At 69.3% G+C, this 26,339-nt stretch carries 24 protein-coding genes and 1 tRNA gene; 19 read left to right on the top strand and 6 right to left on the bottom strand.

Going from position 1 to position 26,339, the window contains the following annotated elements; all coding sequences use genetic code 11:
• The first annotated feature begins 32 nt into the window (after positions 1-32).
• Positions 33-1,532: an LCP family protein gene (locus tag AB8619_RS13955; RefSeq protein ID WP_436793239.1), complete on the top strand. Its 1,500-nt coding sequence runs from the start codon at positions 33-35 to the stop codon at positions 1,530-1,532.
• Between the two features lie 4 nt (positions 1,533-1,536).
• Positions 1,537-3,294, top strand: a complete 1,758-nt coding sequence (locus AB8619_RS13950) for a flavin-containing monooxygenase (protein ID WP_436793238.1) — start codon at positions 1,537-1,539, stop codon at positions 3,292-3,294.
• A 61-nt stretch (positions 3,295-3,355) separates the two neighbouring features.
• On the opposite strand, the gene AB8619_RS13945 is transcribed toward AB8619_RS13950, so the two are convergent.
• Positions 3,356-3,427, bottom strand: a tRNA-Arg gene (locus tag AB8619_RS13945).
• Between the two features lie 93 nt (positions 3,428-3,520).
• On the opposite strand from AB8619_RS13945, the gene AB8619_RS13940 reads away from it, so the two are divergent.
• The 3 genes from AB8619_RS13940 to lysA are packed head-to-tail and all read left to right on the top strand — an operon-like array spanning position 3,521 to position 6,812.
• Complete coding sequence (locus tag AB8619_RS13940; RefSeq protein ID WP_436793237.1) at positions 3,521-3,892, top strand: response regulator transcription factor; 372 nt, start codon at positions 3,521-3,523, stop codon at positions 3,890-3,892.
• A 23-nt stretch (positions 3,893-3,915) separates the two neighbouring features.
• The gene (gene argS / locus AB8619_RS13935) at positions 3,916-5,538 is read left to right on the top strand and encodes an arginine--tRNA ligase (RefSeq protein ID WP_436793236.1); all 1,623 of its coding nucleotides are present in this window, start codon (positions 3,916-3,918) and stop codon (positions 5,536-5,538) included.
• Positions 5,538-6,812: a diaminopimelate decarboxylase gene (gene lysA, locus AB8619_RS13930; protein ID WP_436793235.1), complete on the top strand. Its 1,275-nt coding sequence runs from the start codon at positions 5,538-5,540 to the stop codon at positions 6,810-6,812. Before argS ends, lysA begins: the two co-directional genes overlap by 1 nt.
• Here lysA and AB8619_RS13925 read toward each other — a convergent pair.
• A complete protein-coding gene (locus AB8619_RS13925; RefSeq protein WP_436793234.1) occupies positions 6,805-7,593 on the bottom strand; it encodes a hypothetical protein in 789 nt (262 codons plus the stop codon). The genes lysA and AB8619_RS13925 overlap by 8 nt on opposite strands.
• A gap of 97 nt (positions 7,594-7,690) precedes the next feature.
• Between AB8619_RS13925 and AB8619_RS13920 the strand changes: the two genes are divergently transcribed.
• The 4 genes from AB8619_RS13920 (at position 7,691) to AB8619_RS13905 (ending at position 13,188) form a co-directional block, all read left to right on the top strand.
• Positions 7,691-8,977 (top strand): homoserine dehydrogenase, encoded by a 1,287-nt coding sequence (locus AB8619_RS13920; RefSeq protein ID WP_436793233.1) that lies wholly within the window; start codon positions 7,691-7,693, stop codon positions 8,975-8,977.
• An 8-nt stretch (positions 8,978-8,985) separates the two neighbouring features.
• The gene (gene thrC, locus AB8619_RS13915) at positions 8,986-10,362 is read left to right on the top strand and encodes a threonine synthase (protein ID WP_436793232.1); all 1,377 of its coding nucleotides are present in this window, start codon (positions 8,986-8,988) and stop codon (positions 10,360-10,362) included.
• A gap of 74 nt (positions 10,363-10,436) precedes the next feature.
• Entirely contained in the window at positions 10,437-12,428 is a 1,992-nt protein-coding gene (locus tag AB8619_RS13910; protein ID WP_436793231.1) for a thiamine pyrophosphate-binding protein, read from the top strand.
• A 13-nt stretch (positions 12,429-12,441) separates the two neighbouring features.
• Entirely contained in the window at positions 12,442-13,188 is a 747-nt protein-coding gene (locus AB8619_RS13905) for a hypothetical protein (RefSeq protein ID WP_436793230.1), read from the top strand.
• A gap of 3 nt (positions 13,189-13,191) precedes the next feature.
• On the opposite strand, the gene AB8619_RS13900 is transcribed toward AB8619_RS13905, so the two are convergent.
• Entirely contained in the window at positions 13,192-13,968 is a 777-nt protein-coding gene (locus AB8619_RS13900; RefSeq protein WP_436793229.1) for a methyltransferase domain-containing protein, read from the bottom strand.
• Between the two features lie 263 nt (positions 13,969-14,231).
• On the opposite strand from AB8619_RS13900, the gene rho reads away from it, so the two are divergent.
• The 4 genes from rho to prfA are packed head-to-tail and all read left to right on the top strand — an operon-like array spanning position 14,232 to position 18,314.
• Positions 14,232-15,890, top strand: coding sequence for a transcription termination factor Rho (rho, locus tag AB8619_RS13895; RefSeq protein ID WP_436793228.1), 1,659 nt, complete (start codon positions 14,232-14,234; stop codon positions 15,888-15,890).
• Positions 15,887-16,165: a 50S ribosomal protein L31 gene (gene rpmE, locus AB8619_RS13890; RefSeq protein ID WP_436793227.1), complete on the top strand. Its 279-nt coding sequence runs from the start codon at positions 15,887-15,889 to the stop codon at positions 16,163-16,165. Before rho ends, rpmE begins: the two co-directional genes overlap by 4 nt.
• Before the next feature lie 36 nt (positions 16,166-16,201).
• The gene (locus tag AB8619_RS13885) at positions 16,202-17,212 is read left to right on the top strand and encodes a hypothetical protein (RefSeq protein ID WP_436793226.1); all 1,011 of its coding nucleotides are present in this window, start codon (positions 16,202-16,204) and stop codon (positions 17,210-17,212) included.
• 31 nt (positions 17,213-17,243) lie between these two features.
• Complete coding sequence (gene prfA, locus AB8619_RS13880) at positions 17,244-18,314, top strand: peptide chain release factor 1 (protein ID WP_436793225.1); 1,071 nt, start codon at positions 17,244-17,246, stop codon at positions 18,312-18,314.
• A 4-nt stretch (positions 18,315-18,318) separates the two neighbouring features.
• On the opposite strand, the gene AB8619_RS13875 is transcribed toward prfA, so the two are convergent.
• Together AB8619_RS13875 and AB8619_RS13870 are read right to left on the bottom strand one after the other, a co-directional pair.
• Positions 18,319-19,818, bottom strand: a complete 1,500-nt coding sequence (locus AB8619_RS13875; protein ID WP_436793224.1) for a hypothetical protein — start codon at positions 19,816-19,818, stop codon at positions 18,319-18,321.
• A complete protein-coding gene (locus AB8619_RS13870) occupies positions 19,815-20,303 on the bottom strand; it encodes an RNA polymerase sigma factor (RefSeq protein WP_436793223.1) in 489 nt (162 codons plus the stop codon). The genes AB8619_RS13875 and AB8619_RS13870 overlap by 4 nt, the downstream gene beginning before the upstream one ends.
• A 125-nt stretch (positions 20,304-20,428) precedes the next feature.
• Between AB8619_RS13870 and prmC the strand changes: the two genes are divergently transcribed.
• The 3 genes from prmC to AB8619_RS13855 all read left to right on the top strand — a co-directional run bounded on the left by prmC (position 20,429) and on the right by AB8619_RS13855 (position 22,411).
• A complete protein-coding gene (gene prmC / locus AB8619_RS13865) occupies positions 20,429-21,301 on the top strand; it encodes a peptide chain release factor N(5)-glutamine methyltransferase (RefSeq protein ID WP_436793222.1) in 873 nt (290 codons plus the stop codon).
• 1 nt (position 21,302) lies between these two features.
• Complete coding sequence (locus AB8619_RS13860) at positions 21,303-21,902, top strand: L-threonylcarbamoyladenylate synthase (RefSeq protein WP_436793221.1); 600 nt, start codon at positions 21,303-21,305, stop codon at positions 21,900-21,902.
• 104 nt (positions 21,903-22,006) lie between these two features.
• A complete protein-coding gene (locus AB8619_RS13855; protein ID WP_436793220.1) occupies positions 22,007-22,411 on the top strand; it encodes a Crp/Fnr family transcriptional regulator in 405 nt (134 codons plus the stop codon).
• 15 nt (positions 22,412-22,426) lie between these two features.
• On the opposite strand, the gene AB8619_RS13850 is transcribed toward AB8619_RS13855, so the two are convergent.
• Positions 22,427-23,911 carry an acetyl-CoA acetyltransferase gene (locus AB8619_RS13850; RefSeq protein WP_436793219.1) on the bottom strand — a complete coding sequence of 495 codons (1,485 nt, stop codon included), beginning with the start codon at positions 23,909-23,911 and terminating at the stop codon, positions 22,427-22,429.
• Between the two features lie 128 nt (positions 23,912-24,039).
• On the opposite strand from AB8619_RS13850, the gene AB8619_RS13845 reads away from it, so the two are divergent.
• Genes AB8619_RS13845 through glyA form a run of 3 tightly spaced genes read left to right on the top strand, consistent with a single transcriptional unit; the run spans position 24,040 to position 26,337 of the window.
• Positions 24,040-24,585 (top strand): hypothetical protein, encoded by a 546-nt coding sequence (locus AB8619_RS13845; protein ID WP_436793218.1) that lies wholly within the window; start codon positions 24,040-24,042, stop codon positions 24,583-24,585.
• 2 nt (positions 24,586-24,587) lie between these two features.
• Positions 24,588-25,034 (top strand): ribose 5-phosphate isomerase B, encoded by a 447-nt coding sequence (rpiB, locus tag AB8619_RS13840; RefSeq protein ID WP_436793217.1) that lies wholly within the window; start codon positions 24,588-24,590, stop codon positions 25,032-25,034.
• Positions 25,035-25,092: 58 nt separating this feature from the next.
• On the top strand, positions 25,093-26,337 hold the full coding sequence (gene glyA, locus AB8619_RS13835) for a serine hydroxymethyltransferase (protein ID WP_436793216.1): 1,245 nt from the start codon (positions 25,093-25,095) through the stop codon (positions 26,335-26,337).
• The last annotated feature ends 2 nt before the right edge of the window (positions 26,338-26,339 follow it).

The raw sequence follows: 26,339 nt of genomic DNA, 5'->3' as shown, positions 1-26,339 counted from the left end.
TGGCCCCGAGGGTGCCAGTAGCGTGATCCGCCGTGTCGCCCCCCAAGCACCTCGCGAGGGCGCAGCGTCGCTCCGCCAGGGAGATCCTCCTCCTCGTGCTCGGGAGTGCGCTGTGTCTGCTGCTCCTGACCGGCGCGGGCGTGGCCGGCTATCTCAACTACCGATTCGGACAGATCACCCGTTACGACGTCGCCATCGACGTCGCTCCGGCATCGGGTGAACCCCGCAACTATCTGCTCGTCGGGTCCGACAGTCGCGCCGGCCTCGACGCCGACGATCCGGCCAACGGAGCGTTCTTCAACGACGAGTCGATCACCGTCGGCGGACCACAGCGGACCGACACGATCATGATCCTGCGGGTCGATCCCGACGACGGCGCTGCCTCGTTGCTCTCGTTCCCCCGAGATCTCTGGGTGCCCATCGCCGGGACCGGCAAGTCGAACCGCATCAACACGGCGTTCACCGCCGGCCGCGAAGTGCTCATCGACACCATCCGCGAGAACTTCGGCATCCCGATCCACCACTACGTCGAGATCGACTTCGTCGGCTTCATGGGTCTCGTCGAGTCGATCGGCGGCGTGCCGTTCTACTTCGATGCCCCCGTCCGAGACACCCACTCGGGTCTCGTCGTGCAGGACTCGGGCTGCATCACCCTGGATTCACGACAGTCGTTGTCGTTCGCCCGGTCGCGGTACCTCGAGCACTACGACTACGAGACCGGCCGGTGGAAGACCGATCCGACCGGCGACCTCGGCCGGATCTCCCGCCAGCAGGAGTTCATCCGACGAGCGATCTCGACCGCCGTCTCGAAGGGCCTGTCGAACCCGGCGACGCTGAACGACCTCGTCAACATCGGCGTCGACTTCGTCGGACTCGATCCGTCGCTCGGCGTCACCGACATCTTGAGCCTCGGTCGACGGTTCGCGTCCTTCGACGCCGACACGCTCCAGACGTACAGCCTTCCGGCGACGCCGTTCCGGACCAGTGCCGGCGCCGCAGTCCTCGACCTCGACACCAAGGGCGCCGAGCCCATCCTCAACATCTTCCGGGGCCTCGACCCCTCGGAGCTGACGCCGGGGCTCATCGACACCACTGTCCTCAACGGGACGGGCGTCGACGGCCTCGCCGGCGACGTGACCGCCGCGCTCGATGCGCTCGGGTTCGCGACGACCGAACCGGGCGACACGACCGAGGTCTTCGCCGAGTCGGCCGTGTACTACGCCAGCGGCAGCGAGAACGCGGCGTCACGCCTCGTGCGACACCTGACGTCGCCGGTCCATCTCGCTGTCGACGAAGACCTCGAACCGGGCGAGGTCGTGTTGGTGGTGGGGCAGGACTTCACCACCGTCCACGACCAGCCGTCGCCGACCTTGCCAGAGCTCCCGTCGACCACGACCACCACCACGTCGACCACCGCACCGTCCGACGCCAGCACCTCGTCGACCGTGGTGACCACGCCCGAGTCGACGACGTCGACCACGGCGCCCATCGGCTACCTGCCGGACCGCGACGCTGCGGCAGCCTGTACCTGACGGCGTGGAGACCGACCTGACGCTCGCCCGCGAGCGATACGCCCGGGAGCGGGAGAAGCGGCTTCGCAGCGACGGGCTCGCGCAGTACCAGTCGCTCCGGGACCACGGCAGCTTCGATCAGGACCCATGGGTCGAGCCCGGGTTCGAGCGTGACGCCGTCGTCGAGGAGACCGACGTCGTCATCGTCGGCGGTGGTTTCGGGGGGATGCTCAACGCCGTCAACCTGCTGCGGCGCGGCGTCAGCGACTTCCGCATCGTCGAGAAGGCCGGGGACTTCGGCGGGACCTGGTACTGGAACCGGTACCCGGGCTGCATGTGCGACGTCGAGTCGTACATCTACCTGCCGTCCCTCGAGGAGACCGGGTACGTGCCCACGATGCGGTACGCCCCGGCGACCGAGATCTTCGAGCACTCGCAGCGGATCGGGAAGCACTTCGACCTCTACGAACACGCCCTGTTCCAGACCGAGGTCGAGGAAGCGACGTGGGATGACGAGCGCTGCCGCTGGCGGATCACGACGACGCGTGGCGACCAGCTGGACGCACGCTTCCTGATCACCGCCGGTGGCGTCCTGCACAAGGCGAAGCTCCCCGCGATCGAGGGCATCGACACCTTCGCCGGACGGGCATTCCACACGGCGCGCTGGGACTACGGGTACACCGGCGGCAGTCCGACCGAGCCGATGGACCGTCTGGCCGGCAAGCGGGTGGGCGTCATCGGGACCGGCGCGACGTCGATCCAGCTGGTTCCGCAACTGGCGCGTACGGCCGAGGAGGTCTACGTCTTCCAGCGGACGCCGTCCGCCGTCGGCGTTCGGGCCAACGCGCCCACCGACAGGGAGTGGTTCGACTCGCTCGAGCCCGGTTGGCAGCGCGAGCGCATGCGCAACTTCACCGATGTGGTGACCGGGGGCAAGCCCGACGTCGACCTCGTCGGCGACGGGTGGTCCGACGTGCTGTGGGAGGACACCCAGACGGCCCCGGAGACCGACGACGAGGCGGCGGCGCTCGAGCGTTCCGACTTCGAGACGATGGAGTCGCTGCGCGCTCGCATCGACGAGGTCATCGACGACCCCGAGCTCGCCGAGCGTCTGAAGCCCTGGTACGGCAAGCACTGCAAGCGCATCTGCTTCCACGACGAGTACCTGCAGGCGTTCAACCAGCCGAACGTGCACCTCGTCGACACCGACGGCCGTGGCGTCGACCTGGTCGATGCCGACGGGCCGATCGTCGACGGTCGCTCGTATCCCGTCGACCTGTTGATCTACGCCTCCGGCTTCGAGGTGACCACCGGGCTGGTGAGTCGGATGGGCTTCGACCCCGTCGGCAAGGGCGGCCTCCGGCTGAGCGAGCGGTGGGACCAGGGCGTGCACTCGCTCCACGGCATCCACACCGCGGAGTTCCCGAACCTGTTGGTCTGCCACTTCGTCCAGGCCGGCTTCGGCCTGAACTTCACGCACTACCTGTCCGAGTTGACCGACCACCTGTCGTGGATCGTCGCCGAGGCACTCGAGTCGGGGATCACGGCCATCGAGCCGACGGTCGAGGCCGAGGACGAGTGGCTCCAGACGCTCTGGGCCGCTGGCCGGCGCCTCGGCACGTACGCCGCGGCGTGCACGCCGAGCTACGGCAACAACGAGGGTGAACGCGACCTGCGCGCCGCCCGCAACGTCGTGCACCCCGGCAACCTGATGGAGTTCATGGCCCACCTCGAGCGATGGCGTGATGCCGGCGACTGGCCCGGCACCACCATCCGCAGGTAGCTCCACCCGCAGAGCGCGCGGACGAATGCGAAGCATTCGTCATGTCGGCGAAGCCGACGCGTGCCCCCGGCGTGACTCGAACACGCGCACACGGCTCCGGAGGCCGATGCTCTATCCGCTGAGCTACGGGGGCTGGGAGTTCGAGATCGTAGCGCGGCCTCCCGGCGCCACCGGTAGTGGCATCCCGTTCCGGTCTCGAACACCGCCCGCCGTAGGCTGACCCGCCATGATGACGCCGACGGTGCTGGTGGTGGAGGACGACCCGACGATCCTCCAGCTCCTCGAGGTGAACTTCGAGATGGAGGGCTTCGCGGTCCTGCGCGCCGAAGACGGGGCGATCGGCCTCGAATCGGCCCGTGCGAACGCCCCGGACGTGATCGTGTCCGACGTGATGATGCCCAACATGTCCGGGCTCGAGATGGTGCGTGAGCTCAAGGCCGACGACACGACGGCATCGATCCCCGTGATCCTGCTGTCGGCCAAGGCCCAGGGGTCCGATGTCCGTCAGGGCATCGACGCCGGCGCCGACGACTACATCACGAAGCCCTTCGAGCCGCTCGATCTGATCGATCGCGTCAACTCGCTCCTTTCCCGCTGAACCAACCCACCCATGGAGACCCCGTGATCCGCGAGACCCTCGCTGCCGCGGTCGAGACGGCTGCCGCCGGCATCGACCTCGACCCCTCTGCCGTCCGATGGACGATGGAGCGTCCGGCGCGCCGCGAGCATGGTGACTGGTCGTGCAACCTCGCCCTGGCGTCGGCCAAGGCGGCTGGCCGCAACCCGCGAGAGATCGCCGACGATCTGGTGACGGCGCTCGAGGCCATGGGCCTCGACCACGTCGACGCGGTCGAGATCGCCGGACCCGGGTTCGTGAACTTCCGGCTCGCGCCGACGTGGCTCCACGACGTCCTCGTCGAGGTCGTCGAAGCCGGCCAGGACGGCTACGCCCGCCTCGACATCGGGGCCGGGGCGAAGGTCAACGTCGAGTTCGTGTCGTCGAACCCGAACGGACCGATCCACGCAGGCCACGGCCGCGGCGCGGCATTCGGCGATGCGCTCGCCCGGATCCTCGAGCGGTCCGGCTTCGACGTGACGCGGGAGTTCTACCTGAACGACCGCGGCGTCCAGATGCTGCGCTACGCCGAGTCGCTGTTGGCCCGCAAGCGGGGCGAGGACGTGCCCGAGGGCGGCTACGGCGGCGAGTACGTCGCCGACTGGGCGGCCGAGATGCCCGACGACGTCGTCGATGCCGGGATCGAAGCCATCCGAGCGTGGGGCTACGAGCGGGCGCTGGCCGACCAGCGCGAGGTGCTCGAGGCGTTCCACGTGCACTTCGACGTGTGGTCGTCCGAGCAGGCCCTCGTCGACTCCGGCGCCATGGACACGGCGCTGGCCGACCTGCGCGAGCGGGGCCATGCGTTCGACGCCGACGGAGCCACGTGGCTGCGGTCGACCGACTTCGGCGACGACAAGGACCGGCCGCTCATCAAGAGCGACGGCGAGCCCACGTACCTGTTGCCCGACATCGCCTACCACCGCGACAAGTTCGCCCGGGGCTTCGACCTGTTGATCGACGTGTGGGGCGCCGACCACCACGGCTACGTCCCGCGGATGCGGGCCGCGATCGAGGCGCTGGGTCACGACCCGGCCGAGTTCGAGGTGCCGATCGTGCAGATCGTGCGGCTCGAGCGCGACGGCAAGGAGGTCCGGCTGTCGAAGCGGGCCGGCGACATCGTCGAACTGCGCGACCTCATCGACGAGGTCGGCCCCGACGTGGCGCGCCTCACCTACCTGCTGCAGTCGATCGACTCCCAGCAGACCATCGATCTCGGGCTGATCACGAGCAAGTCGAACGACAACCCGGTGTTCTACGTCCAGTACGCGAACGCCCGGATCCACTCGATCATGGGCAAGGTCGCCGATGCCGGCGTGACCCGGGCGCCGCTGGCCGACGTCGACCTGTCGGTGTTGACGCACGAGCGCGAGATCGAGGTGCTCCGGACGCTGTCCGAGTTGCCCGACGTCCTCGGTGTCGCGGCCCGGGAACGGACACCGCACACGATCACCAACTGGGTCCGCGAGCTCGCCGATCGGTTCCACGGCTTCTACCACGACTGCTACGTGATCGGTGACGTGCCGGCCGACGTGACCCAGGCGCGGTTGTGGCTGGTCGAGTCGGCCCGGGTCGGGCTGTCGATCGGCCTCGACCTGCTCGGCGTGTCGGCTCCGGAGCACATGTGATGGCGGCACCGCTCGAGCAATCGCTGCTGTCCGAGAACGCCACCGTCGGCGACGACGGGCGCCTGTCGATCGGCGGCTGCGACCTCCTCGACGTGGCCCATGAGTTCGGGACGCCCCTCTTCGTCTACGACGAGGAGCACCTGCGGGCGCGCTGTCGTGAGTCGGTCGCCGCGTTCCCTGGCGGTGTGGCCTACGCCACCAAGGCGTTCTTGTGCGTGGCGATGGCTCGGTTGGCTCACGAGGAGGGCATGCACCTCGACGTGGCCACCGGTGGCGAGTTGCACGTCGCCCTGACCGCCGGCGTGCCCGCCGACCGGCTGGTGATGCACGGCAACAACAAGTCGCTGGCCGAGTTGGCGATGGCCCGGACCGCCGGTGTCGGCCGGATCGTGGTCGACTCCTTCGACGAGCTCGAGCGCCTCACGACTCTCCACCAGGACGACGGACTCGCACCGAAGATCCTGCTGCGGATCACCCCCGGCATCGAGGCCCACACCCACGAGTTCGTGATGACCGGACAGGAGGACTCGAAGTTCGGGTTCGGTCTGCAGTCGGGGGCGGCGGGACGTGCCATCGAACTGGCGGCGTCGTCGCCCGCAGTCGACCTCGTCGGCATCCACATGCACATCGGCTCGCAGGTGTTCGTCGCCGACAGCTTCCACGACGCCGTCGAGGCGATGGCACCGTTCGTCGAGACCCACGATCTGCCGGAGTTCTGCATCGGCGGCGGCCTCGGCGTCCCCTACGTGGCGGGGGAGTCCGCGCCGACGATCACCGACTGGGGAACCGCGATCCAGGCCGGTTGCCGAGACGCCGGGATCAAGGCTCGGATCACTGCGGAGCCCGGTCGCTCGATCGCTGCTGCCGCCGCCGTCACGCTCTACACCGTCGGGACGGTCAAGGACATCCCCGGCGTCCGCACCTACGTGTCGGTCGACGGCGGGATGTCCGACAACCCGCGTCCCGTCCTCTACGGGTCGGGCTACGAGACGTTCCTGCCGCGGGCCGCCGCCGCCGAGCGCTCGAAGGGCGTCCGGGTCGTCGGCAAGCACTGCGAGTCGGGCGACCTGTTGGTCCGTGAGGGCTGGGTCCCGGACGATCTGGTGGTGGGCGACGTGTTGGCGACGCCGGTGACCGGCGCCTACGGCCACTCGATGGGCTCGAACTACAACAAGATCCTGCGCCCGGCGGTCGTGTTCTGCCGCGACGGTGATGCTCGGTTGGTCGTCCGGCGTGAGTCGTTCGACGACCTGGTCCGCAACGACGTCATCTGACGGCGGGTAGCACGGTCCCGATCGCCCCGACGAGCACGCCGAACGCGAGGGAGACCGCGACGACGAGGCCGACCGACCCGTCGTCGACAACGTTCCCGACGGGGATCGGCGGAGTGACCGGCACCGTCGGCGGCGGTCGGTCGTCACGGGCGGTGCCGTCGATGCGTCGGAGTGCGCGGACGAAGCCATCGAGGCCGACCCCGGCGGCCGCAGCGTCGCGGCACAACGCCCGATAGGCGGCAGCGCGGGGCGTGCGGTCGTCTGCGGCGACGAGCGAAGCGGCGAGGCGGATCGCATCGCGGGTGTCGGCAGCCACGTCGCCGGGCCTGCCCAGCGCTGCGGACTGGACGAGGTCGCACACGGCCGGGCCGGCCTCGGTGAGCGCCACGTTCGAGGCGGTGATCCGACCGTGCGTGAGGCCGACTTCGTGGGCGGAGTCGACGGCTTCGGCAACCGTCCGGGCGAGCGCCACGGCCTCGTCGACGGGCAGGGGACCGAGGAGCAGTCGGTCGGCGAGCGTGCCCCGGGTGCCGAGGGTGCTGGCGACGAGGACGTGCCGGTCGTCGACGTCGACGATGTCGTCGACCACGGCCAGGGCGGGATGCCCGAGCGTCGCCACCGTCTCCGCGTCGCGACGGAGGACGCTGCGGGCGGTGCCGGCCGGAATGGGCAGACGGCGGAGGGCGACGGGGCGAGCGCCGAGACGGTCGGCGACCGCCCGGTGGACCGCCCCGTCGGGGCCGATGCCGAGCGGTGCTTGGAGACGGAACCGTGTCTGCATATGCTGAAACATATTGAAACATCATGAGATGGGTCAATGGTCCTGATGGGGTTACGGACCGCGTCGTCTCCGGCGCCGGTCGCTACCGTGGCCCGCCATGACGGTGACGAGGGTCCGTGTCGGACTGCTGGGGTGTGGGGTCGTGGGCGGCTCGCTCGTCGGGCTGATCGACAGCCGTGGCGACGACATCGAGGAGCGGACCGGAATTCGTCTCGAGGTCGGTCCCGTGGCCGTGCGGTCGCTCGACAAGCCGCGCTCGGTCGAGTTGTCGGCCGACCACTTCACCACCGACGCCGGCGATGTCGTCGACGATCCCGACGTCGACGTGGTGGTCGAACTCATGGGCGGGCTCGACCCCGCCCACGATCTCGTCGCTCGGGCGCTCGCCAACGGCAAGCCGGTGGTCACGGGGAACAAGGCCTTGCTTGCGGCGTCCGGCCCGGAGCTGTTCGCACTCGCCGATGCCAACGGTGTCGACCTCCTCTTCGAGGCAGCGGTCGCCGGCGGCATCCCGTTCATCCGACCGCTCCGTGAGTCGCTGGCCGGCGAACAGATCTCCCGGGTGATGGGGATCGTGAACGGCACGACCAACTACATCCTCACCAGGATGACCGAGGACGGCGCCGACTACGAGAGTTCGTTGGCCGAGGCCAAATCGCTCGGGTACGCCGAGGAGGACCCGACCGCCGACGTCGACGGTCACGACTCTGCGGCCAAGGCGGCGATCGTCGCCTCGATCGCCTTCGGTGGGTACGTGACGACCGACGACGTCTACACCGAAGGCATCTCGCACATCAGCCCGACCGACATCGAGGTGGCGACCAAGCTCGGTTACGTCATCAAGCTCCTCGCGGTGATCGATTCGTTCGGCCCTGACGGTGTCGCCGTCCGGGTCCACCCGACGATGATCCCCGACACCCATCCGCTGGCCTCGGTGCGCGACTCGTTCAACGCCGTCTTCGTCGAGGGCAACGCCGTGGGCGACCTCATGTTCTACGGACGGGGTGCCGGTGGCGGCCCCACCGCCAGCGCCGTGTTGGGCGATCTGATCGATGCCGCAGCCAACAAGTTCAAGGGCACGCACGCCAGTGTCTTCGCCTCGACGCCGGCACCGATCATGCCCATGGAGCAGCTCCGTTCCGAGTTCTACCTGAACATGAACGTGCTCGACCGCCCGGGCGCGCTGGCCGCGGTCACCGGCGTGCTCGGTTCCCGTGGCGTGTCGATCCGGTCGATGGAACAGATCGGGCTCGGCGGCGAGGCCCGGTTGCTGATCATCACCCACACGGCTCGTGAGGCCGACGTCCACGCGACGCTCGACGACTTGCGCGAACTCGAAGAGGTCGGCCAGGTCAACAGCGTCCTCCGCGTCCTGGGCTCGTAGGTCCCGAGATGACGCTCCTCTACGGCTCGACGCGTGGCGATGCGCCGTCCCTCGACTTCGCCGACACGCTGCTGACGGGCCTGGCGCCCGACGGTGGTCTCTACGTCCCCGACGCGTTCCCCGCCCTGCCCGAGCTCGACCCGTCGGCGCCGTACGCCGAGGTCGCGTCGGCCGTCATGTGGCCGTTCGTGGAGGGGACGATCGACCGATCGGTCTTCGACGCGATCGTCGCCGAGGCCTACGCCACCTTCGACCATGTCGACGTGTGCCCGCTGGTCCGTCTCGACGACCGCCGTTGGCTGCTCGAGCTCTTCCACGGACCGACGATCGCGTTCAAGGACGTCGCGCTCCAGTTGGTCGGCCGGCTCTTCGACCACTTCCTGACCGAACGCGATCGCCGCGCCACGATCCTCGTCGCGACCAGCGGCGACACCGGCTCGGCGGCCATGCACGGCTGCCTCGGCCGCGAGGCGCTCGACTGCGTCGTGTTGTTCCCCGAGGGCCGGGTCTCCGACGTGCAGCGTCGGCAGATGACCACGCTCGACGCGCCCAACGTCCACGCCGTCGCCCTCGACGGCACGTTCGACGACTGCCAGGACATCGTCAAGGCCGCATTCGCCGATCGGGCCTTCCGTGACGAGGTGTCGCTGTCGGCGATGAACTCGATCAACTGGGGTCGGGTGATGGCGCAGGTCGTCTACTACGTCACGGCTCGTCACGCCCTGGTGCGTGCCGGCGAGACCACCGCTCCGGTCTTCAGCGTGCCGACCGGCAACTTCGGCAACGTCCTGGCCGGCTGGGTCGCCCAGCAGATGGGCCTCGACGTCGGCGGGTTCATCGTCGCGTCGAACACCAACGACATCCTCGCCCGGTGGCTCGAGACGGGGACGCTGTCGATGGAGCCCGTGGTCCCGACCCTGAGTCCGAGCATGGACATCCAGGTGTCGTCCAACCTCGAGCGGCTGTTGCACCAGTTGCTCGGACGCGACGGCGACGGCACCGGTGAACTGCTCCGCGAGTTCCGGGCCTCGGGTCGCGTCGATGCGCCGCGTCCCGAGGGTTGGTGGAGTGGCCGGGTCGACGACGAGGAGACGCTCGCCGTCATCGCCGAGCACCATGCTGCTTCGGGGGTCCTCCTCGATCCTCACACCGCCGTCGGTGTCGGCGCCGTCGACCGCGTCCCCGACCTGCCGGACGCCCCCGTCGTGTGCCTGGCCACGGCGCATCCGGCCAAGTTCCCCGACGCCGTCGAGCAGGCCACCGGCATCCGCCCGCCGCTGCCGAAGCATCTCGCCGACCTCCTCGAACTCCCGGAACGCGCGGGTTCGGTGTCGGGCGACCTCGATGCGGTCGAGGCCGTGGTGCGCTCACTCACCGGTCGCTGATCGGTCGCACCGGCGGAATGCCGGTGGCGGTGGCAGGGTTTCCGGAGACCGAGGCCACGACACGGAGCAGGCACATGACGACCGACGGGCAGCGGGTGTGGGTCCGAGTGGACCGCCCGGACATCGACGAGGGCACGGTCGCGACGGTCGTCGCTGCCGGCCGCGCGGTCTGCATCACGCGGACCGCTGCCGGATGGGGCGCGCTGGACAACCGGTGTCCGCACCAGGGCGGGCCCCTGGGCGAAGGGCAGATCGAGACCGGCGACGACGGCAACGACTACCTGATCTGTCCGTGGCATGCGTACGAGTACGACCCGACGACCGGCGAGCCGCCCGAGGGGTTCGGCGACGTGGCCACCCCGTACGCGGTGCGTGAGGCCACCGACGGTGCGCTCGAGGTCGAGCTCCCGGAGCCGCACGAGCACCGCACGCTCATGGACCAGATGGTCGACACGTTCACGGACTGGGGGCTCGACGCGGTCTTCGGGATGGTCGGACACTCGAACCTCGGCCTGGCCGATGCCTTCCGCAAGGCCGAGGAGGCCGGCCGGCTGACCTACATCGGCATCCGGCACGAGGGCGCCGCCGCCTTCGCTGCCAGCGGCTACGCGAAGCTCACCGGCCGACCAGCCGCGTGCTTCTCGATTGCCGGTCCGGGCGCGACCAACCTCTACACCGGGATGTGGGACGCCAAGGTCGATCGCGTGCCGCTCCTGGCGCTCGTCGGCCAGGTGCAGTCTCAGGTGGTCGGTCCCGGCACGTTCCAGGAGATCGACACGGCGGCCGCCTTCGAGGCCGTGAGCCAGTACGAGAAGACCGTGCTGGTGCCGGAGAACGCGAACGAACTCGCGGCCCTCGCCATGAAGCACGCCATCGTCGAGCGCGACGTCTCGACGCTGATCTTCCCCGACGACGTCCAGAACCTCCCAGCCGTCGAGGACGCACCGGACAAACCGGTCCAGGGTCGCCTGGCCGGCGCGGCGATCGCCCCGCCCGCGGACGAACTCGCACGCGCGATCGAGATCCTGGCGGCGGCGCAGAAGCCGGCGATCGTCATCGGCAACGGCGCTCGGCCGTATCGCGAGCAGGTGATCGCGCTCGCCGAGAAGCTCGATGCCGCCATGGTCACCACGTTCAAGGCCAAGGGCACCGTGCCCGACGACCATCCGCTGGCGTGCGGGACGCTGGGCCGTTCGGGCGTGCCGCCGGCCGCCATGACGCTCAACCAGTCGGACGCGTTGTTGGTGCTGGGGGCGAGCTTCTCGAACCACACGTCGATCCCGACGTGGATCAAGACCGTCCAGGTCGACTTCGACCGCATGATGCTCGGCAAGTTCCACGCCGTCGACGTGCCGCTGTGGGGCGAGATCGGTCGGACGCTGGAGCTGTTGGGCGACGGGCTCGAGCCGCAGGAACATCCGGATCGGATCGACCAGATCGCGTCTCGCTGGGCCCGCTACCGCAAGGAGAAGTCCCGTCGTTCCGCGCTGTCCGACAGCAAGGGTCGGCTGCATCCTGCGCTCGTGATGGGGGCGCTGCAGGACGTCGTCCCCGACGATGCGGTGATCGCCGTCGACGTGGGCAACAACACCTACTCGTTCGGGCACTTCTTCGAGTGCCGTGGTCGCCAGGACGTGCTGATGTCCGGGTACCTCGGCTCCATCGGGTTCGCGCTCCCCGCGGCCATGGGTGCGTGGGTCGCCATCCAACGCCAGGTCATGGCCGGCGGTCCGAAGCGTCGTGTGGTGTCGATCTCCGGCGACGGCGGGCTCGGCCAGTACCTGGCCGAGTTCACGACCGCGGTCAACAACGACATGGACCTGGTCCACATCGTCCTCGACAACAGCGAGCTCGCCAAGATCAGCCGGGAGCAGCTCGGCGTGATCCGGCCGGTCTGGAAGACCGACCTCACCAACCCCGACTTCGCCGAGTACGCCCGACTCTGTGGTGGCGAGGGGTTCCGCGTCTCGACAGCGGCAGAGCTGCGCCCCGCGCTCGAGGCGGCGTTCGCCGTCGAGGGCCGACCGGCGCTGGTCTCGATCGCCGCCAGCAACCGCCACGTCTAGGAGGACCAGGACCGTGACCGACCATCCGATCACCCTCGCCCCGCTGCCGCCGGGGTTCGCGCAGACGCGAGAAGCGCTTCATCGACTGGCACTGCACGTCGTCTACCTCGCCCGGCGAGAAGCGACCGGTCGTTTCGGGTTGCAGTGGACGCCCGGCGGTTTCGGGACGCCCGTGTTCGGCGATGCCGAGCAGGTGCGTGTGGCCGGCGCGACGTTGGTGCACCAGTCCGGTGGCTCCGTCGAGTCGGCGCCGATCACGTCGCTCCGCGCCGCAGCGGAGTTCCTCGACCGTGCGGTGGATCCCGCATTCGACCACGGCTTCAGCGACGTCGTGCCGGCTGGCGAGATCGACGCTGATCTCGGCGTGGACGACGCCGCTGCCACCGCCCTCGGCGACTTCTTCGGGTTCGTCGATTCGGTGCTCGAGGTCGTGCGGGCAGACGAGGAAGCACGAGCCCCGAGTCCGTCGACCTTGTGGCCCGAACACTTCGATCTCGCGTTCGACGTCGCGTTCGGTGAGCCGGCGGCTGAACGACGGGTCAACGTCGGGGGGTCGCCCGGCGACGGCGGCCACGCCGAGCCGTACCTGTACGTCGGACCCTGGACCGACGACCGCCCTGGCGGTGGCGACTACTGGAACGCCCCGTTCGGCGCGACGTTGTCCTACGACGAGATCCGGCGGAGCGGCGACGGCGAGGCGCAGCACGCGCTCGCGACCGACTTCGTCCGGACGGGCCTCTCGCGACTCCGCGGCGATTGACCGCTACGACGGGAGTCGCCCCCAGCACAGGATCCGGGGGAAGGCGTAGAAGTACGGCGAGGAGCCTTCGGGGTCGCCGAGTTCGTCGAGCAGCCGCGTCCGGTAGGCGGCGCGGAACTCCTCGAATCGTGGCGGCGTGAGGCGTGACTCGAACCGGGTGAGAAGGGATCCCGAGACCCACTCGATCACGTCGTCGGTGCAGGCCATGTCGACGCCGTAGATCCGCAGGCTGACGTCGAGATCTCGCAGGCCCGCGCTCCACAGGATCTCGGCGTAGCGGGCAGGGGCGATGGCACCGATGGCGCGGTCGAGTGGATCGAGACCGAACTCCCGCCCGACGTCGTCGGCCACGGTGTGGCTCGGATGCCCGAAGTTGGCGGGCACCTGGAAGGCGAGTTGCCCGCCGGGACGGAGGTGCTCGACGAGGTCGGGGACCAGTCGCTCGTGGTCGGGAAGCCACTGGAGCGACGCGTTGGCGAAGAGGACGTCCCACTGGCCGGAGAGGTCGACGATGTCGCGTCGCTCGAAGTGGATGTCCTCGCTGGCGAAGTCGGCGCTCTGGTCGAGCATGCGCTCCGACGTGTCGTACCCGGTCGTCCGGCGAGCGTCGACGTGGGCATGGACCAGCGGGGTGTAGCGACCGGTGCCACAGCCCAGGTCGGCGACATCGCCGCCGGGGGACGGATGCAGGAGGGTGACGAGGTCGTGCAGCGGTCGTTCCCGTTCGGCTCGGAACCGTTCGTACTGTGCCGGATCCCAGGTGTCGTCACTCATGTTCATGACAAGAACCGTACAAGTAGAACATGGGTGCGCGGGCAGGGGTTGGTGTGCCGTTCGGCCGACCCGCTATTCTCGGGATCCGGTCCGTATGACTGCGCAGTGCGCATCGAGCGGGCCGGACAGGCGCATCGGCCGGGCACCCTCCGGGAGTCGGTCACGTGCGCTGCCGCGGTGTTGGCACACAGGGGAGCGAGCGGGTCACCGTGACCGGGCTCGGCCACCCAGGCACCACCTTCGAGAATCGACGAGAGAAGACAGACCTCATGAGCGTGGAAGCTGAGCGCGAGACGCTCGAACGCAAGGATCGCGACGAGCTGCAGAAGATCGCTGGCGCCCTTGGCGGCAAGGTGACCTCCCGCACCCGCAAGGCCGACATCATCGAGCAGATCCTCGAGCTGACCGGTGTCACCGACGCCGGGAGCGACTCGTCGCCGGCGCCGGAGTCGAAGCCCGACGACGAGCCCAAGGCCGAGAACAAGCCCCAGCCGAAGCCCGAACAGCGGAACGGTCAGCAGAACGACCAGAACAAGCCCCGCAACGGTGGCTCGGCTGTGCAGTCCGACACGGACTCCGGCAAGAAGGATTCCGGCAAGAACGACGCCGGCAAGAAGGACAACGACAAGGACGCCAGCCAGACCAACGGCCAGAACAACGGCCAGAACGGTCAGGACCAGGGCGGCAACGACGATGGTGAGGGTGGCCGTCGTCGCCGTCGCCGGGGACGCAACCGTGAGGGTGGTCCCCAGCAGGACGAGTTCACCGGCGAGCCGATCCCGGTCTCCGGTTGCCTCGATCTCCGCGACGACGGCTACGGCTTCCTTCGCGTCGAGGGACTGCTGCCGTCGAAGGACGACTGCTACGTCTCCGTCAAGCAGGTCCGCCAGTTCGGCCTCCGCAAGGGCGACATCGTCGCCGGCGGGTCACGCCCGGCCTTCCGCAACGAGAAGAACCCGGCGATCCTGCGCATCGACAGCGTCAACGACGTCGCGGTCGACGAGAGCACAGTGGCCGAACGGCCGCTCTTCGAAGAGTTGGCCGCAGTCTTCGCGACCGAGGCGCTCACCTTGACCGTCGACGGCGACGCCGAGACGACCACGACCCGGGCCCTCGAGTTGCTCGCTCCGATCGGCAAGGGAAGCCGCGTCCTGCTCGCCGCCCCGCCCCGGTCGGGCAAGACGACGATGCTCCAGACCCTCGCCCGATCGATCGAGGCGAACGAGTCCGACACCTCGCTGATCGTGGTGCTCCTCGACGAGCGTCCCGAGGAGATCACCGAGATGCAGCGCTTCGTCGCTGCCGGCACGGTCTACGGCTCGGCCTTCGACGCCGAGCCCGAAGACCACCTCGCGCTGGTCGACCTCGCCCTCGCTCGTGCCCGCCGCATGGCCGAAGCCGGCGACGACGTCGTCGTGTTGGTCGACGGTCTCACCCGCCTCGCTCGTGCCGACCAGGCGTCGCCGCACGGAAGCCAGAACGGCGGCCGCTCGCTCGGGGGGCTCGACAACAGCGCCATCCAGGCCGCGAAGCGTGCCTTCGGTGCCGGACGCAACCTCGAGGACGCCGGTTCGGTGACCCTGGTCGCGACCGTCGCCGTCGACACCGGTGCCGCCGTCGACGAGGCCGTGTACGAGGCCGTGCTCGGCGCCGCCACGACGCAGATCCGCCTCGACCGCTCCGCCGCCGAGCGCCGGACGTTCCCGGCGATCGACGTCGGTCAGACGTCGACGCGGCGTGAAGAACTCCTCGTCGGTGACGACGGGGCCAGCGCACGAGACGCCCTCCGGCGCGTCCTCGCCGCACAGCCAGACGCTTCGAGTGCGGACAACGCGGACGGACTCGATACGCTGATCAACCGCCTCCGAGACATGCCGTCGAATGACGATGTGCTCGGCGCAGTGGCCAAAGAGGAGAAGTCCCGATGAAGACCGACATCCATCCTGCCTATGAGCTCGTCACCGTGCATTGCTCGTGCGGTAACGACTTCGAGACGCGGTCGACGGCTACGGATCTGCGAGTCGAACTCTGCAGTGAGTGCCATCCCTTCTACACGGGCAAGCAGAAGCTGGTCGACACCGGCGGACGCATCGACCGCTTCGAGCGTCGCTACGGTCGCCGCAAGAAGTCCGGTGGCGCACCGGTCGAGGACGAGGCCTCAGAGGCTCCGGCCGACGAGGCAACCGAGTCGTCTGAAGCCTGAACCGTTCTCGCCGGCTCGTCCGGTGACGACACGGCGATGATCGACGAAGAACCGACGCCCGCTGATCTCGCGGAGGCGTCCCAGCGGCTCGCGGCGCGCAACGCCGTGAAGCTGGGTGCCCTCGTGCGAGACCGGTGGGGCGTCGACGCGCCTCATGCCTCGATCGGCACGGGCGCGGCGATGGCTGTGGACGACTGTGCCTTCGTGCTGCTCGACGGCGACCATGGCCTCGGCGCAGCGATCGCCTGGGCACGACGCCACGGCGCGTCCGAACTCCACGTCGTCGCCGATGAGACACCGGGGACCATCGCCCGCCAGGCCGCCGAGTTCACGTCACCGATCTCGGTCTGGACGACCGTCGGTCGCGAGCTCGAGTCGGTGGCGCCCACCGAACCCGACGAGGGCCGCGGTCCTCCCGATGCCCCCGACCTGGTGGCGGTGCTCGAAGACGAGGGCCTCGACGTCGTGGTCGAAGGCGATCGCCTCGCGGGTGAGTACCGAGGCCTCGAGGTGGTCCGCATCGTCCGGGCCCTCGACAACGACGAGCCGATCCTCGAGGTCGGTGTCGGTAGGTTCGACCGTGAACTCACGGCGATGATGCACGGCGACCTGCCCGATGCCGCCGCCGTCACCCGTGTGGTCGAACAACTCCGGGAGATCCGTCGTCCCGGTGGCCGGAACCATCCCCTGGGCACGCTCGTTCCCGAGCGGTGGCTGCGACACACGCTGATCGTCGAGCCCGGTCGCATCGGCGCGGAGCAGTTGGTCGCCGCACCCACACCCGACCCTCGTGATCGGCTCCGTGCTCGCGGCGTGGCTGCCGCTGTCGGTACCAGGAACGGCGAACCGGTCGTCGTGGCCTGCACCGTCGGTGTCGACCTCGAAGCCGTGGTGCTGGCCGCCGATGCCCGTCGTTCGATCGATCCGGACGCGACCTTGCTGCTCGCGATGCCGGCGCGCGACGTCCTGCCCGTGGTCGAGTCGATGGTGCGCGATCTGGTGCGCCCGGCCGAGATCGCCGCGATCGAAGGCGACTGGAAGACCTGAACGGGCGAGGGGGGTCGGTAGCCTCGGTCCGATGTTGGATCGCCTGGACGCACTGGAACACGAGTTCCTCGATCTCCAGGCCCGCCTCGGCGACCCGGAGCTGATCGCCGACCAACAGCGCTACGCCGACGCCGCTCGTCGCTATCACGAGCTCGAAGGGATCGTCGAGGTCGGCCGCGAGTTGCGGGCCCGCACCGGCGACCTCGAGACGGCACGGGAGTTCGCTCGGGAGTCGGAGGGTGACGACAAGGAACTGTTCCGCGCCGAGGCCGTCGAGACCGAGGCCGACGTCGAACGCCTGTCGGAGAAGCTGAAGTACCTGCTGCTGCCGAAGGACCCCAACGAGGGCCGCAACGTCATCGTCGAGATCCGCGGTGCCGAGGGAGGCGAGGAGGCCAACCTCTTCGCCCGCGATCTGTTCCAGATGTACGAGGCGTTCGCCGCACGGATGGGCTGGAAGCTCGAGGTGCTCAACACCGACCACTCCGACATGGGCGGCTACAACGACATCACGTTCGTGGTGAAGGGCGACGGCGCCTGGACCCGCATGAAGCACGAGGGCGGCCCGCATCGGGTGCAGCGGGTGCCGGTCACCGAGGCCCAGGGCCGCATCCACACCTCGTCGGCGACGGTCACCGTGCTCCCCGAGGTCGACGACGTCGAGATCGACATCGACGAGAAGAACGACCTCGAGATCCAGGTGTACCGGTCGTCGGGTCCCGGCGGTCAGTCGGTCAACACCACCGACTCGGCCGTGCGCATCACCCACAAGCCGACCGGCGTCGTGGTCGCGATGCAGGACGAGAAGAGCCAGCTCCAGAACAAGGCCAAGGCGCTTCGCGTGCTCAAGTCCCGGCTGTTCCAACTCGAGCAGGAGCGCCAGCAGGCCGAGCTGTCGTCGGCCCGCAAGGACCAGGTCGGCGGGGGTGGCCGGTCCGAGAAGATCCGGACCTACAACTTCAAGGAGAACCGGGTCACCCACCACGACATCGGGCTCACCGTCTACAAGCTCGACAAGGTCCTGGCCGGCGAACTCGACGACATCTCCGACGCACTGGTACAGGACGAGCAGACCAAACGTCTCGAGGGCGACGAGGACTGACCGGTCAGACGTCGAGTCGGGTCTCCGAGCCGTCGGCATGCGTGCCGACGACGACGAGTCCGTCGGCCTTGCCCTGCGGCACGACGGCGAGGAAGACGACGCTGGTCGTCCCGCTGATCACGGCGGTCGACGGTCCGACGATGTCGACGTCGCACCGGGCGGTGTCCGTGCAGTCGATCGTCACGGACTCGGCGTCGGGACCGAACACGCCGTAGACGAGGACCTCGCCGTTGGCCGCAGCGTGGCGGAGCACCCTCGATTCGCCAGCAGCGACACTCGACCCGGAGACGAACCCGCCCTCGGGACCCTCGTCCATCGCCTCCAGCCCGATCGAACCGTCGTCGGACGTTTCGGCGGATGCGGTGTAGGTGACCTCTCCGGATGTCATCTGCACCGAGCCGTCGGTGGCGATGATCGGCGTGCCGGTCGACTCGAAGGTCTCCGACGTTCCGGTTCCGCCGGGCTCGGCTGAGGCAGCGAGCTCGGCGAACGTGACCGGGTCGACGGGCTCGAGCTGGTTCAGATGGTCGACGAGGGTGTCCTCGTCGATGCCGAAGGCGTCGGCCCGGGCGAGGGTGTTGTCGGCTTCGAGCCACGACACGCTCAGGAGGCCGTCGGGTCCGGCGCCGAAGAACTCGGCGACGACGGCGTCGTGGCCGCGGACGGTGACCTCCCGGGTGGCGGTGGCGAGCGCGGTGGTGGCACGGAGTCGGGCGCCGGAGCCCGTGGTGGTCGCCACCGACATCCCGAGTTCGCCGTCGCCCGATGCCGATCCGTAGGCCACGAGTGCCGTCCGCTCCACGCCGACGGGGCCGCCCCGACCGATCGTGGTGAGGGCGATCGGGAACACGTCGCCGATGGTGCCCGAGTAGAGGATCCGCTGGTCGGACGTCGATCCGTCGCTCGCTGCGGTCGCGAGTTCGACGAGACGATCGCGGTCGACTCGCGTGCTGACCAGGTAACGGGTCTCGTCACCGTCGATCCATCCGACGGTCCGGCCGGCGCCCTCCTCGGCGTACATCGCCTCGGGGCCACCGATGTCGACCGCGTCTCCGTCGAGCGTCGTGATCTCCGACGGGAGTGAGTAGGCGATGACCGCCTCGGTCCACGGGTCGTCGGCGTCGTCGGGTCCCTGGACGGTGACCACGGTGTCCATGGTCGGGTCGGAGGACTCGTCGCGCGGCTCCGTGCCGTCGAAGGCGGCCGTCACCCGGTAGCCGAGTGCCTCGGGGTCGGGCAGTGCCAGGTGGATGAAGCCGACCTCGCCGGCCACGGTGTTCTCGTCGCCGCCGCCGGAGAAGACGAGTGCGGCGGCGACCAGCGCCACGACCAGCAGACCGGCGGCGATGGAGATGGGGGAGAGCCAGCGCCGCGATCGCAGTTCGGCGGGCGAGGTGAAGTCGGGGATGGCCGTGCGCTCGACCGCGTCGTCCAGCGATCGGGTCGCCGCAGCGGCGCGTCGGTCGAGCTCGGCGAGCAGTTGTTCTTCGTTCGGAGAACTCATCGTTCTTCCTCCTCGGGGCGCAGCGACTCGGCCAGGGCCAGTCGGCCGCGGTGCAGGTGCACCTTCACGGTGTTGGGAGCGATGTCGAGGATCTCGGCGATCGACTCGACCGACCGGTCCTCGACGTAGTGCAGGGCGATGGCCTGCGCCTGGCGTTCCGGGAGCGCTCGCAGCGCCGCCCAGAACGTCTCGTCCGGCGGTGGTTCGGGAGCGAGCCGGACCGGGTCCGTCTGGGCTTCGAGCCGCTGGACGGCCCGTTTCTCGGCCGCCTTGCGGCGTGCGGCCGACGTGGCCGCGTTGAGGAGCACTCGGCGGGCGTAGCCGCCCGGCTTGTCGTACGAGCCGACGTCGGCCCATCGTCCGTGCACCGTCAGCATCGTCTCCTGCACGAGCTCCTCGCCCAGGTCCTTCCGTCCGGTCAGCGACCAGGCGAGGCGGAGCAGGGGGCGGTACTCGGTCCGGTAGAAGGCCTCGAAGGCCGTCATCGGCGATGCACTCTCGCTGGACGGTGCAGTTGCAAGCGCTGACCTCGGTTCCACATCTCCACACACGAACGGGCGGTGGTCGGAGGTTTACCGTTTTGTCGACGAGTTCGTAGGCTCCCCGTGCGATGGAGGGCAGCGAGGTCGACAGTGTCGAGGACACGGTGTCGTGGAGCCAGCTCCACGCAGAGACGGTCGCTCGCCTGCGCGCATCCGGCGTCGAGAACGCCGACGCCGAGGCCCGATGGATCGTGGAGCGCGCGGCGGGCGACCCGCTGCGTGTCGCGGCCGAGGAGCCGGCGACGGTGCGATCGCACCACCACTGGCGGGTCATGGTCGAACGACGCGAGCAGGGCGAGCCGCTGCAGTACGTGCTGGAGCGGTGGGAGTTCCGGACCCTCGAGCTCTTCGTCGACCGGCGGGTCCTGATCCCGCGCCCCGAGACCGAGGTGGTGGTCGACGCCGTCCTCCAAGAGCACACCCGCGTCGGTGGACCGGTCGTCGACCTGGGCACGGGTTCGGGCGCCATCGCGCTGTCGATCGCCGTCGAACGACCGGGCACCGAGGTCTGGGGTGTCGAGCGATCGGCCGACGCGCTCGCGGTCGCCAGGGCCAACTGCACCGGCCTCGGTCGTCGTGCTGGCTCGGTCCGGCTGATCGAGGGTTCGTGGCTCGAGCCGCTGCCCGAGTCGTTGCTCGGCGCCGTCGGTGTGATCGCGTCGAACCCGCCGTACGTCACCGACGACGAACCCCTGCCGGCGTTGGTCGAGGAGTGGGAGCCCCGTGGCGCATTGCGGGCCGGGGCCGACGGCCTCGACGACATCCGGGTGATCGTCGCCGAGGCGCCTCGCTGGCTGGCTCCGGGCGGCGCGCTCGTCGTCGAGCATGCGCCGCAGCAGGCCGAGGCGGTCCGTCTGCTCGCGTCGGATGCCGGGTTCGACCAGGTCCGCACCGGCGGCGACCTGACCGGACGCGACCGCTATCTCGTCGCGAGGATCTGAGATGACCGAGACGGTCGGTGCAACGGATGCCGACGCGGTCGAGCGGATCGTCGACGTGCTCATCGCCGGCGGGGTGGCAGTCCTCCCGACCGACACCGTCTACGGCCTCGCTGCCCTTCCGGACGACGGCGACGCCATGGCGCGCCTGTTCGAACTCAAGGGTCGAGCGGCCACGGTGCCGGTGGCAGTGCTGTGCGCGACCCCGATGCAGGCGCTGTCGATCGCCGGGACGGTGTCGTCGAGCGGCGCGATCCTGGCCGGACAGCACTGGCCGGGTCCGCTCACGTTGGTGCTGCCCCGCAGCGCCGACCTCGACTGGGACCTCGGTGAGCCCCGATCGACCATCGGGGTGCGGTGTCCCGACCACCGGCTGATCCAACGCGTCGCCGAGCGGACCGGGCCGATCGCCGCGACCAGCGCCAACCGCCACGGCGAGCCGACACCGTCGACCGCAGCGGCCGCGGCAGCGTCGCTGACCGGACCCGTCGACCTCGTGGTCGACGGTGGCGAGATCGTCGGATCAGCGTCGACCGTCGTCGACGCAACGGGACCCGAGCCGACCGTGCTCCGACAGGGCCCGATTCGCATCGATGGTGGGTGATTCGTCCGGAATCGGCGGAACCGGTGCCAGATCGTCATGTACTCCGGCGCATGGAGCCCTCGCGACGACCTACATTGCCGACGACGACAACCTCCGGGGGAAAAATGGCCGACGTCGATCTGTCGAAGCTCGAGTTCTTCGAGGACTTCACACCTGACGAACTGAAGAAGGTCCGTGCGCTCGCCGAGGACGTGTCGGCGGACGCCGGCGCGGTCCTGATGGAGCAGGGCGACGTGGGCCAGGAAGCCTTCGTCATCTGCGCCGGCCAGGCCGGCGTCTACGTGGGTGGCAACCGGGTCGCGACCATCGGCCCCGGCTCGGCTGTCGGCGAGATGGCGTTGCTCGACAAGCGGCCCCGCTCGGCCACGGTCCGTGCTCTCACCGACCTCGAACTGCTCTCGTTCAAGACGAAGCCGTTCCAGGACCTGCTCGAGACCATGCCGAAGGCGGCGGGGCGCGTCATCGCACAGTTGAACGAGAAGCTGCGCGAGCAGAACCAGCAGCTCTGAGGATCAGCCCAGGGGTCAGACCAGCGTGATCAGACCGTCGGCGCTGCGGTGCACGACACGGTCGATCATGTCCTCGGCGACCATGGCGGCCATGGCGTCGGGATCGGCGGTCGTACCCCAGGCACGTCGGCCGTCGTCGAGGAGCAGCGCGGCGAACGCCGCCTCGGGGTTCCCGTCCTTGCCGTGCATGACGACCCACGACTCGACCGTGGCCGGACCTTCGTGATCCGTCGACAGTTCCCGTGACGGCAGGGCGTCGATCTCGTCCTGGGGATGGACGTGGCGGAAACCGTTGGCCGGCGGTTCGGTGGAGTAGACGCCGAATGCGTGCTTGGTGAGGTAGCCACCGTTGCCCCAGACGAGCCCGGTCGATCCGGGGTCGCCGCGAAGGGTGTCGACCATTGCCGCGATCCCGTGCATGACGTAGTTGTTCCACGGCCCACCGGCGAAGCTCAGCCCACCGGTCTGGGTGAGCTTGCGGTCGAGGTCGATGCCGAGTTCGTCGGCGCCCACCTGCACGGCGACGGGGAAGCACGAGTAGAGGTCGAGGTGGTCGATCTCGTCGATGGTGGTCTCGGCGGCTTCGAGCGTCGCCCGGCCGACGACGCCGACGGCGGGGGAGGTGTAGAGGTTGTCGCGGTGGGAGATGAACGGGTGCTCGTGTCCGTCGCCACCGGCCTGCGGGAAGACCCACTTCTCACGCGGGACGCCGAGTCGTTCGGCGACCTCGACCGAGCAGACGAGGACGGCTGCGCCCTGCTCGACCGCGTTGTTCGAGTTCATGACCTTGGTGTACGGCAGGCCGACCATCCGGTTCGAAGGCGTCGGGGTGACGATCTCCTCGGCGCTCATCGGCTCCTGGATCCACGCGTGCGGGTTCTGTGCGGCGACCTCGGAGAAGCGCGACCAGAGGGCGCCGAGATGGGGGAGGTGCTCCTCCATCGTGCGGCCGAGGTGATGGCGACGTGCCTGCTCGAACATCGGGTACACCTGGACCGGCAGGAAGATGCCGAGGTCGGTCTCCGCCTCGAGGTTCATCTGCAACTCGCTGCCGATGGTCCGGGCCGGCGGGGTGTCGTCGGGTTGGACGGTCCAGTCGGGCTGGCCGCCGTCGGAGCGAGCGGCCGTTCGGCTGCGCCAGGACTCGGCACCGGCGAGCAACACGCACGAGGCCCGGCCCGCAGCGATGTCGAGGGCCGTCTCGTTCACCAGCATCTGGGGTGAGTTGCCACCCATCGCGGTGATGGCGCTGTCGACGTCGTGTCCGACGCCGAGGCGTTCGGCGACCAGCGCGCCCGGGTCGAGGTAGCGCCACGACAGCAGTCCGACGGTGCGGATCGAGTCGATGGCCGTCACGTCGATGTCACCGGCGTCGCTCGCCGCTTGCTGGGCGGCCACGACCATGAGGTCGACCGGCTCGAGGGCCGGCTCGCCGCGGTCGACCCGCTGACTCCGCTGGCCGACACCGATGATGACCGGGGTGCGTGGATCGAGCGACATTCTTCCTCCTGTGGGCTCACCTTGACCGAGCGGTCAAGTTGACCACCGGAGGCTAGGAGTGGAGACGTGGCTCACTACAATTCGCCGCCATCGACGCACCGGTTCCCGCTCCCACGATCCATCTCCTGGTGCTCTGTACCGGCAACATCTGTCGCTCGCCGATGGCCGAGGGGCTCTTCCGTCGTGACCTCGCCGCGGCCGGCGTCGACGCGGTGGTCGAGTCGGCCGGCCTGGTCACGCAGGGCCAGGAGGCATCGCGTCACGGCGTCGACGCGATGGCGCGCCGCGGAGTCGACATCAGCGCGCATCGCAGCCGACGGCTGTCGAGCTACCTGATCGACGAGGCCGACCTGATCGTGGGCATGGAGCGCCAACACGTGCGCGAGGTCGCCGTCCTCGACGGACCCGCTTTCGCCCGGACCTTCACGCTGCCCGAGCTCGCACGAGGTGCCCGGGCGGTCGGACCCCGTCGGCCCGACGAGTCGCTGGATGCCTGGTTGTCCCGGGTCGGTGGTTCACGCCGTCCCGGTGACATGCTCGGTCACGATCCCGACGACGAGGTCGCGGACCCCATCGGTCGCTCCGCCAAGCACTACGAACGCACCGCGGTCGAGATCGAGGCCCTCGTGCGAACCGTTGTCGACCACCTCTTCCCCCGATCCCCACAGGACTGAACATGCGCATCGCCATCGGCTCCGACCACGCCGGCTACGACCTCAAGTGCCACCTGATCGAGACCATCGGTCGACTGGGACACGAGGCGGTCGACTTCGGCACCGACTCGACCGAGTCGGTCGACTACCCACCGATCTGCGCCGCCGTCGCCCGTGCCGTGGTGAACGGCGAGGCTGATCGGGGCATCGTCATGGGCGGTTCGGGCCAGGGCGAACAGATCGCGGCCAACAAGGTGCGCGGCGCTCGCGCCGCGCTGTGCAACGACCTGTACACGACCCGGATGAGCCGTGAGCACAACGACGCCAACGTGCTGGCCATCGGTGGTCGCATCGTCGGTGTCGGCCTGGCCGACGAGATCCTCGAGTTGTGGCTCGCCACCGAGTTCGAGGGCGGGCGCCACCAGCGCCGCGTCGACGGCATCGCCGCGATCGAAGAAGAAGAAGCCTGACCCGCGGAAGCGGTCTGGCATCCTTGACCACGTAACTGCTGTACAGAGGAGCATTGCCATGGGCTGGCCGGAGATCGCTGACGACGAGGTCTTCTCGCTGATCGACCGTGAGGTCGAACGGCAGAACACCACGATCCAGCTCATCGCATCCGAGAACTTCACGTCGCCTGCAGTCATGCGGGCCACGGGCTCGGTGCTGACCAACAAGTACTCCGAGGGATACCCGGGCAAGCGGTACTACGGCGGCAACGAGGTCATCGACGAGGTCGAGACCGTCGCCATCGAGCGGGCCAAGTCGCTCTTCGGTGCGGCGCACGCCAACGTCCAGCCCCACGCCGGTGCGAACGCCAACATGGGCGTCTACCTGGCGCTGCTCGATCCGGGCGACACCGTGCTCGGCCTGCGGCTCGACCAGGGCGGACACCTGACCCACGGCAGCCCTGTGAACGCCTCGGGCAAGCTCTACGACTTCGTCAGCTACGGCGTGACCCCGTCGGACGAGCGCATCGACTTCGACCAGGTCCGCGCGGCGGCGCTCGAACACCGTCCGAAGATCATCGTCGCCGGTGCCACCGCCTACCCGCGGATCATCGACCCCCAGCCCTTCCGCGACATCGCCGACGAGGTCGGGGCGTACTTCATGTTCGACGCCGCGCACATCGCCGGGCTCATCGCCGGTGGCGCGCATCCGTCGCCGGTCCCGGTCGCCGACATCGTCACCTTCACCACCCACAAGACCCTCCGCGGCCCTCGCGGTGGGGCGATCCTGTGCACCGAGGAGTTGGCGCCGGTCATCGACAAGGCCATGTTCCCCGGCCTCCAGGGTGGCCCGCTCGACCACGTCATGGCCGCCAAGGCCATTGCCTTCGCCGAGGCCGCAACGCCGGCCTTCGCCGACTACGCCGCCCAGGTCGTTCGCAACTGCGCGGCGCTGGCCGAGGGACTCGCCGGCCGTGGCCTGCGTCTGGTCTCCGGCGGTACCGACAACCACCTGTTGCTGGTCGACCTCCGGTCCTACGACGAAGACCTGTCGGGCAAGAAGGCCCGTCTGGCGCTCGACGCTGCGGGGATCTCGCTCAACGAGAACACCGTGCCCGACGACCCCCGCCCGCCCTACATCACCTCCGGCCTGCGCATCGGTACGCCGGCGGTCACGACCCAGGGCATGACCGAGCCGGAGATGGACGTCATCGCCGATCTCATCGTGCGCACGCTCGACCAGCGCGACGACGAGGGCGCACTGCGGGCGATCCGCGACGAGGTCCGGACCCTGTGCAGCAAGTTCGAGCCGTACCCGGTCTAGGG

This window comes from Actinospongiicola halichondriae (assembly GCF_049103745.1).
In the GTDB taxonomy this organism is placed as follows: domain Bacteria; phylum Actinomycetota; class Acidimicrobiia; order Acidimicrobiales; family Salinilacustritrichaceae; genus Salinilacustrithrix; species Salinilacustrithrix halichondriae.
Note: the sequence above shows the minus strand (reverse complement) of the source record. Positions and strands in the feature narration are given on the sequence as shown.

Bases quoted from the DNA above. Each gene is read 5' to 3' on its own strand.
- AB8619_RS13900 (WP_436793229.1), bottom strand. From the start codon at position 13,968: ATGAACATGAGTGACGACACCTGGGATCCGGCACAGTACGAACGGTTC.
- AB8619_RS13920 (WP_436793233.1), top strand. From the start codon at position 7,691: ATGACGGTGACGAGGGTCCGTGTCGGACTGCTGGGGTGTGGGGTCGTG.
- AB8619_RS13925 (WP_436793234.1), bottom strand. From the start codon at position 7,593: ATGCAGACACGGTTCCGTCTCCAAGCACCGCTCGGCATCGGCCCCGAC.
- AB8619_RS13850 (WP_436793219.1), bottom strand. From the start codon at position 23,911: ATGTCGCTCGATCCACGCACCCCGGTCATCATCGGTGTCGGCCAGCGG.
- prmC (WP_436793222.1), top strand. From the start codon at position 20,429: ATGGAGGGCAGCGAGGTCGACAGTGTCGAGGACACGGTGTCGTGGAGC.
- AB8619_RS13875 (WP_436793224.1), bottom strand. From the start codon at position 19,818: ATGAGTTCTCCGAACGAAGAACAACTGCTCGCCGAGCTCGACCGACGC.
- prfA (WP_436793225.1), top strand. From the start codon at position 17,244: ATGTTGGATCGCCTGGACGCACTGGAACACGAGTTCCTCGATCTCCAG.
- AB8619_RS13855 (WP_436793220.1), top strand. From the start codon at position 22,007: ATGGCCGACGTCGATCTGTCGAAGCTCGAGTTCTTCGAGGACTTCACA.
- AB8619_RS13910 (WP_436793231.1), top strand. From the start codon at position 10,437: ATGACGACCGACGGGCAGCGGGTGTGGGTCCGAGTGGACCGCCCGGAC.
- thrC (WP_436793232.1), top strand. From the start codon at position 8,986: ATGACGCTCCTCTACGGCTCGACGCGTGGCGATGCGCCGTCCCTCGAC.
- AB8619_RS13940 (WP_436793237.1), top strand. From the start codon at position 3,521: ATGATGACGCCGACGGTGCTGGTGGTGGAGGACGACCCGACGATCCTC.
- lysA (WP_436793235.1), top strand. From the start codon at position 5,538: ATGGCGGCACCGCTCGAGCAATCGCTGCTGTCCGAGAACGCCACCGTC.
- rpiB (WP_436793217.1), top strand. From the start codon at position 24,588: ATGCGCATCGCCATCGGCTCCGACCACGCCGGCTACGACCTCAAGTGC.
- AB8619_RS13870 (WP_436793223.1), bottom strand. From the start codon at position 20,303: ATGACGGCCTTCGAGGCCTTCTACCGGACCGAGTACCGCCCCCTGCTC.
- rho (WP_436793228.1), top strand. From the start codon at position 14,232: ATGAGCGTGGAAGCTGAGCGCGAGACGCTCGAACGCAAGGATCGCGAC.
- AB8619_RS13860 (WP_436793221.1), top strand. From the start codon at position 21,303: ATGACCGAGACGGTCGGTGCAACGGATGCCGACGCGGTCGAGCGGATC.
- rpmE (WP_436793227.1), top strand. From the start codon at position 15,887: ATGAAGACCGACATCCATCCTGCCTATGAGCTCGTCACCGTGCATTGC.
- AB8619_RS13885 (WP_436793226.1), top strand. From the start codon at position 16,202: ATGATCGACGAAGAACCGACGCCCGCTGATCTCGCGGAGGCGTCCCAG.
- glyA (WP_436793216.1), top strand. From the start codon at position 25,093: ATGGGCTGGCCGGAGATCGCTGACGACGAGGTCTTCTCGCTGATCGAC.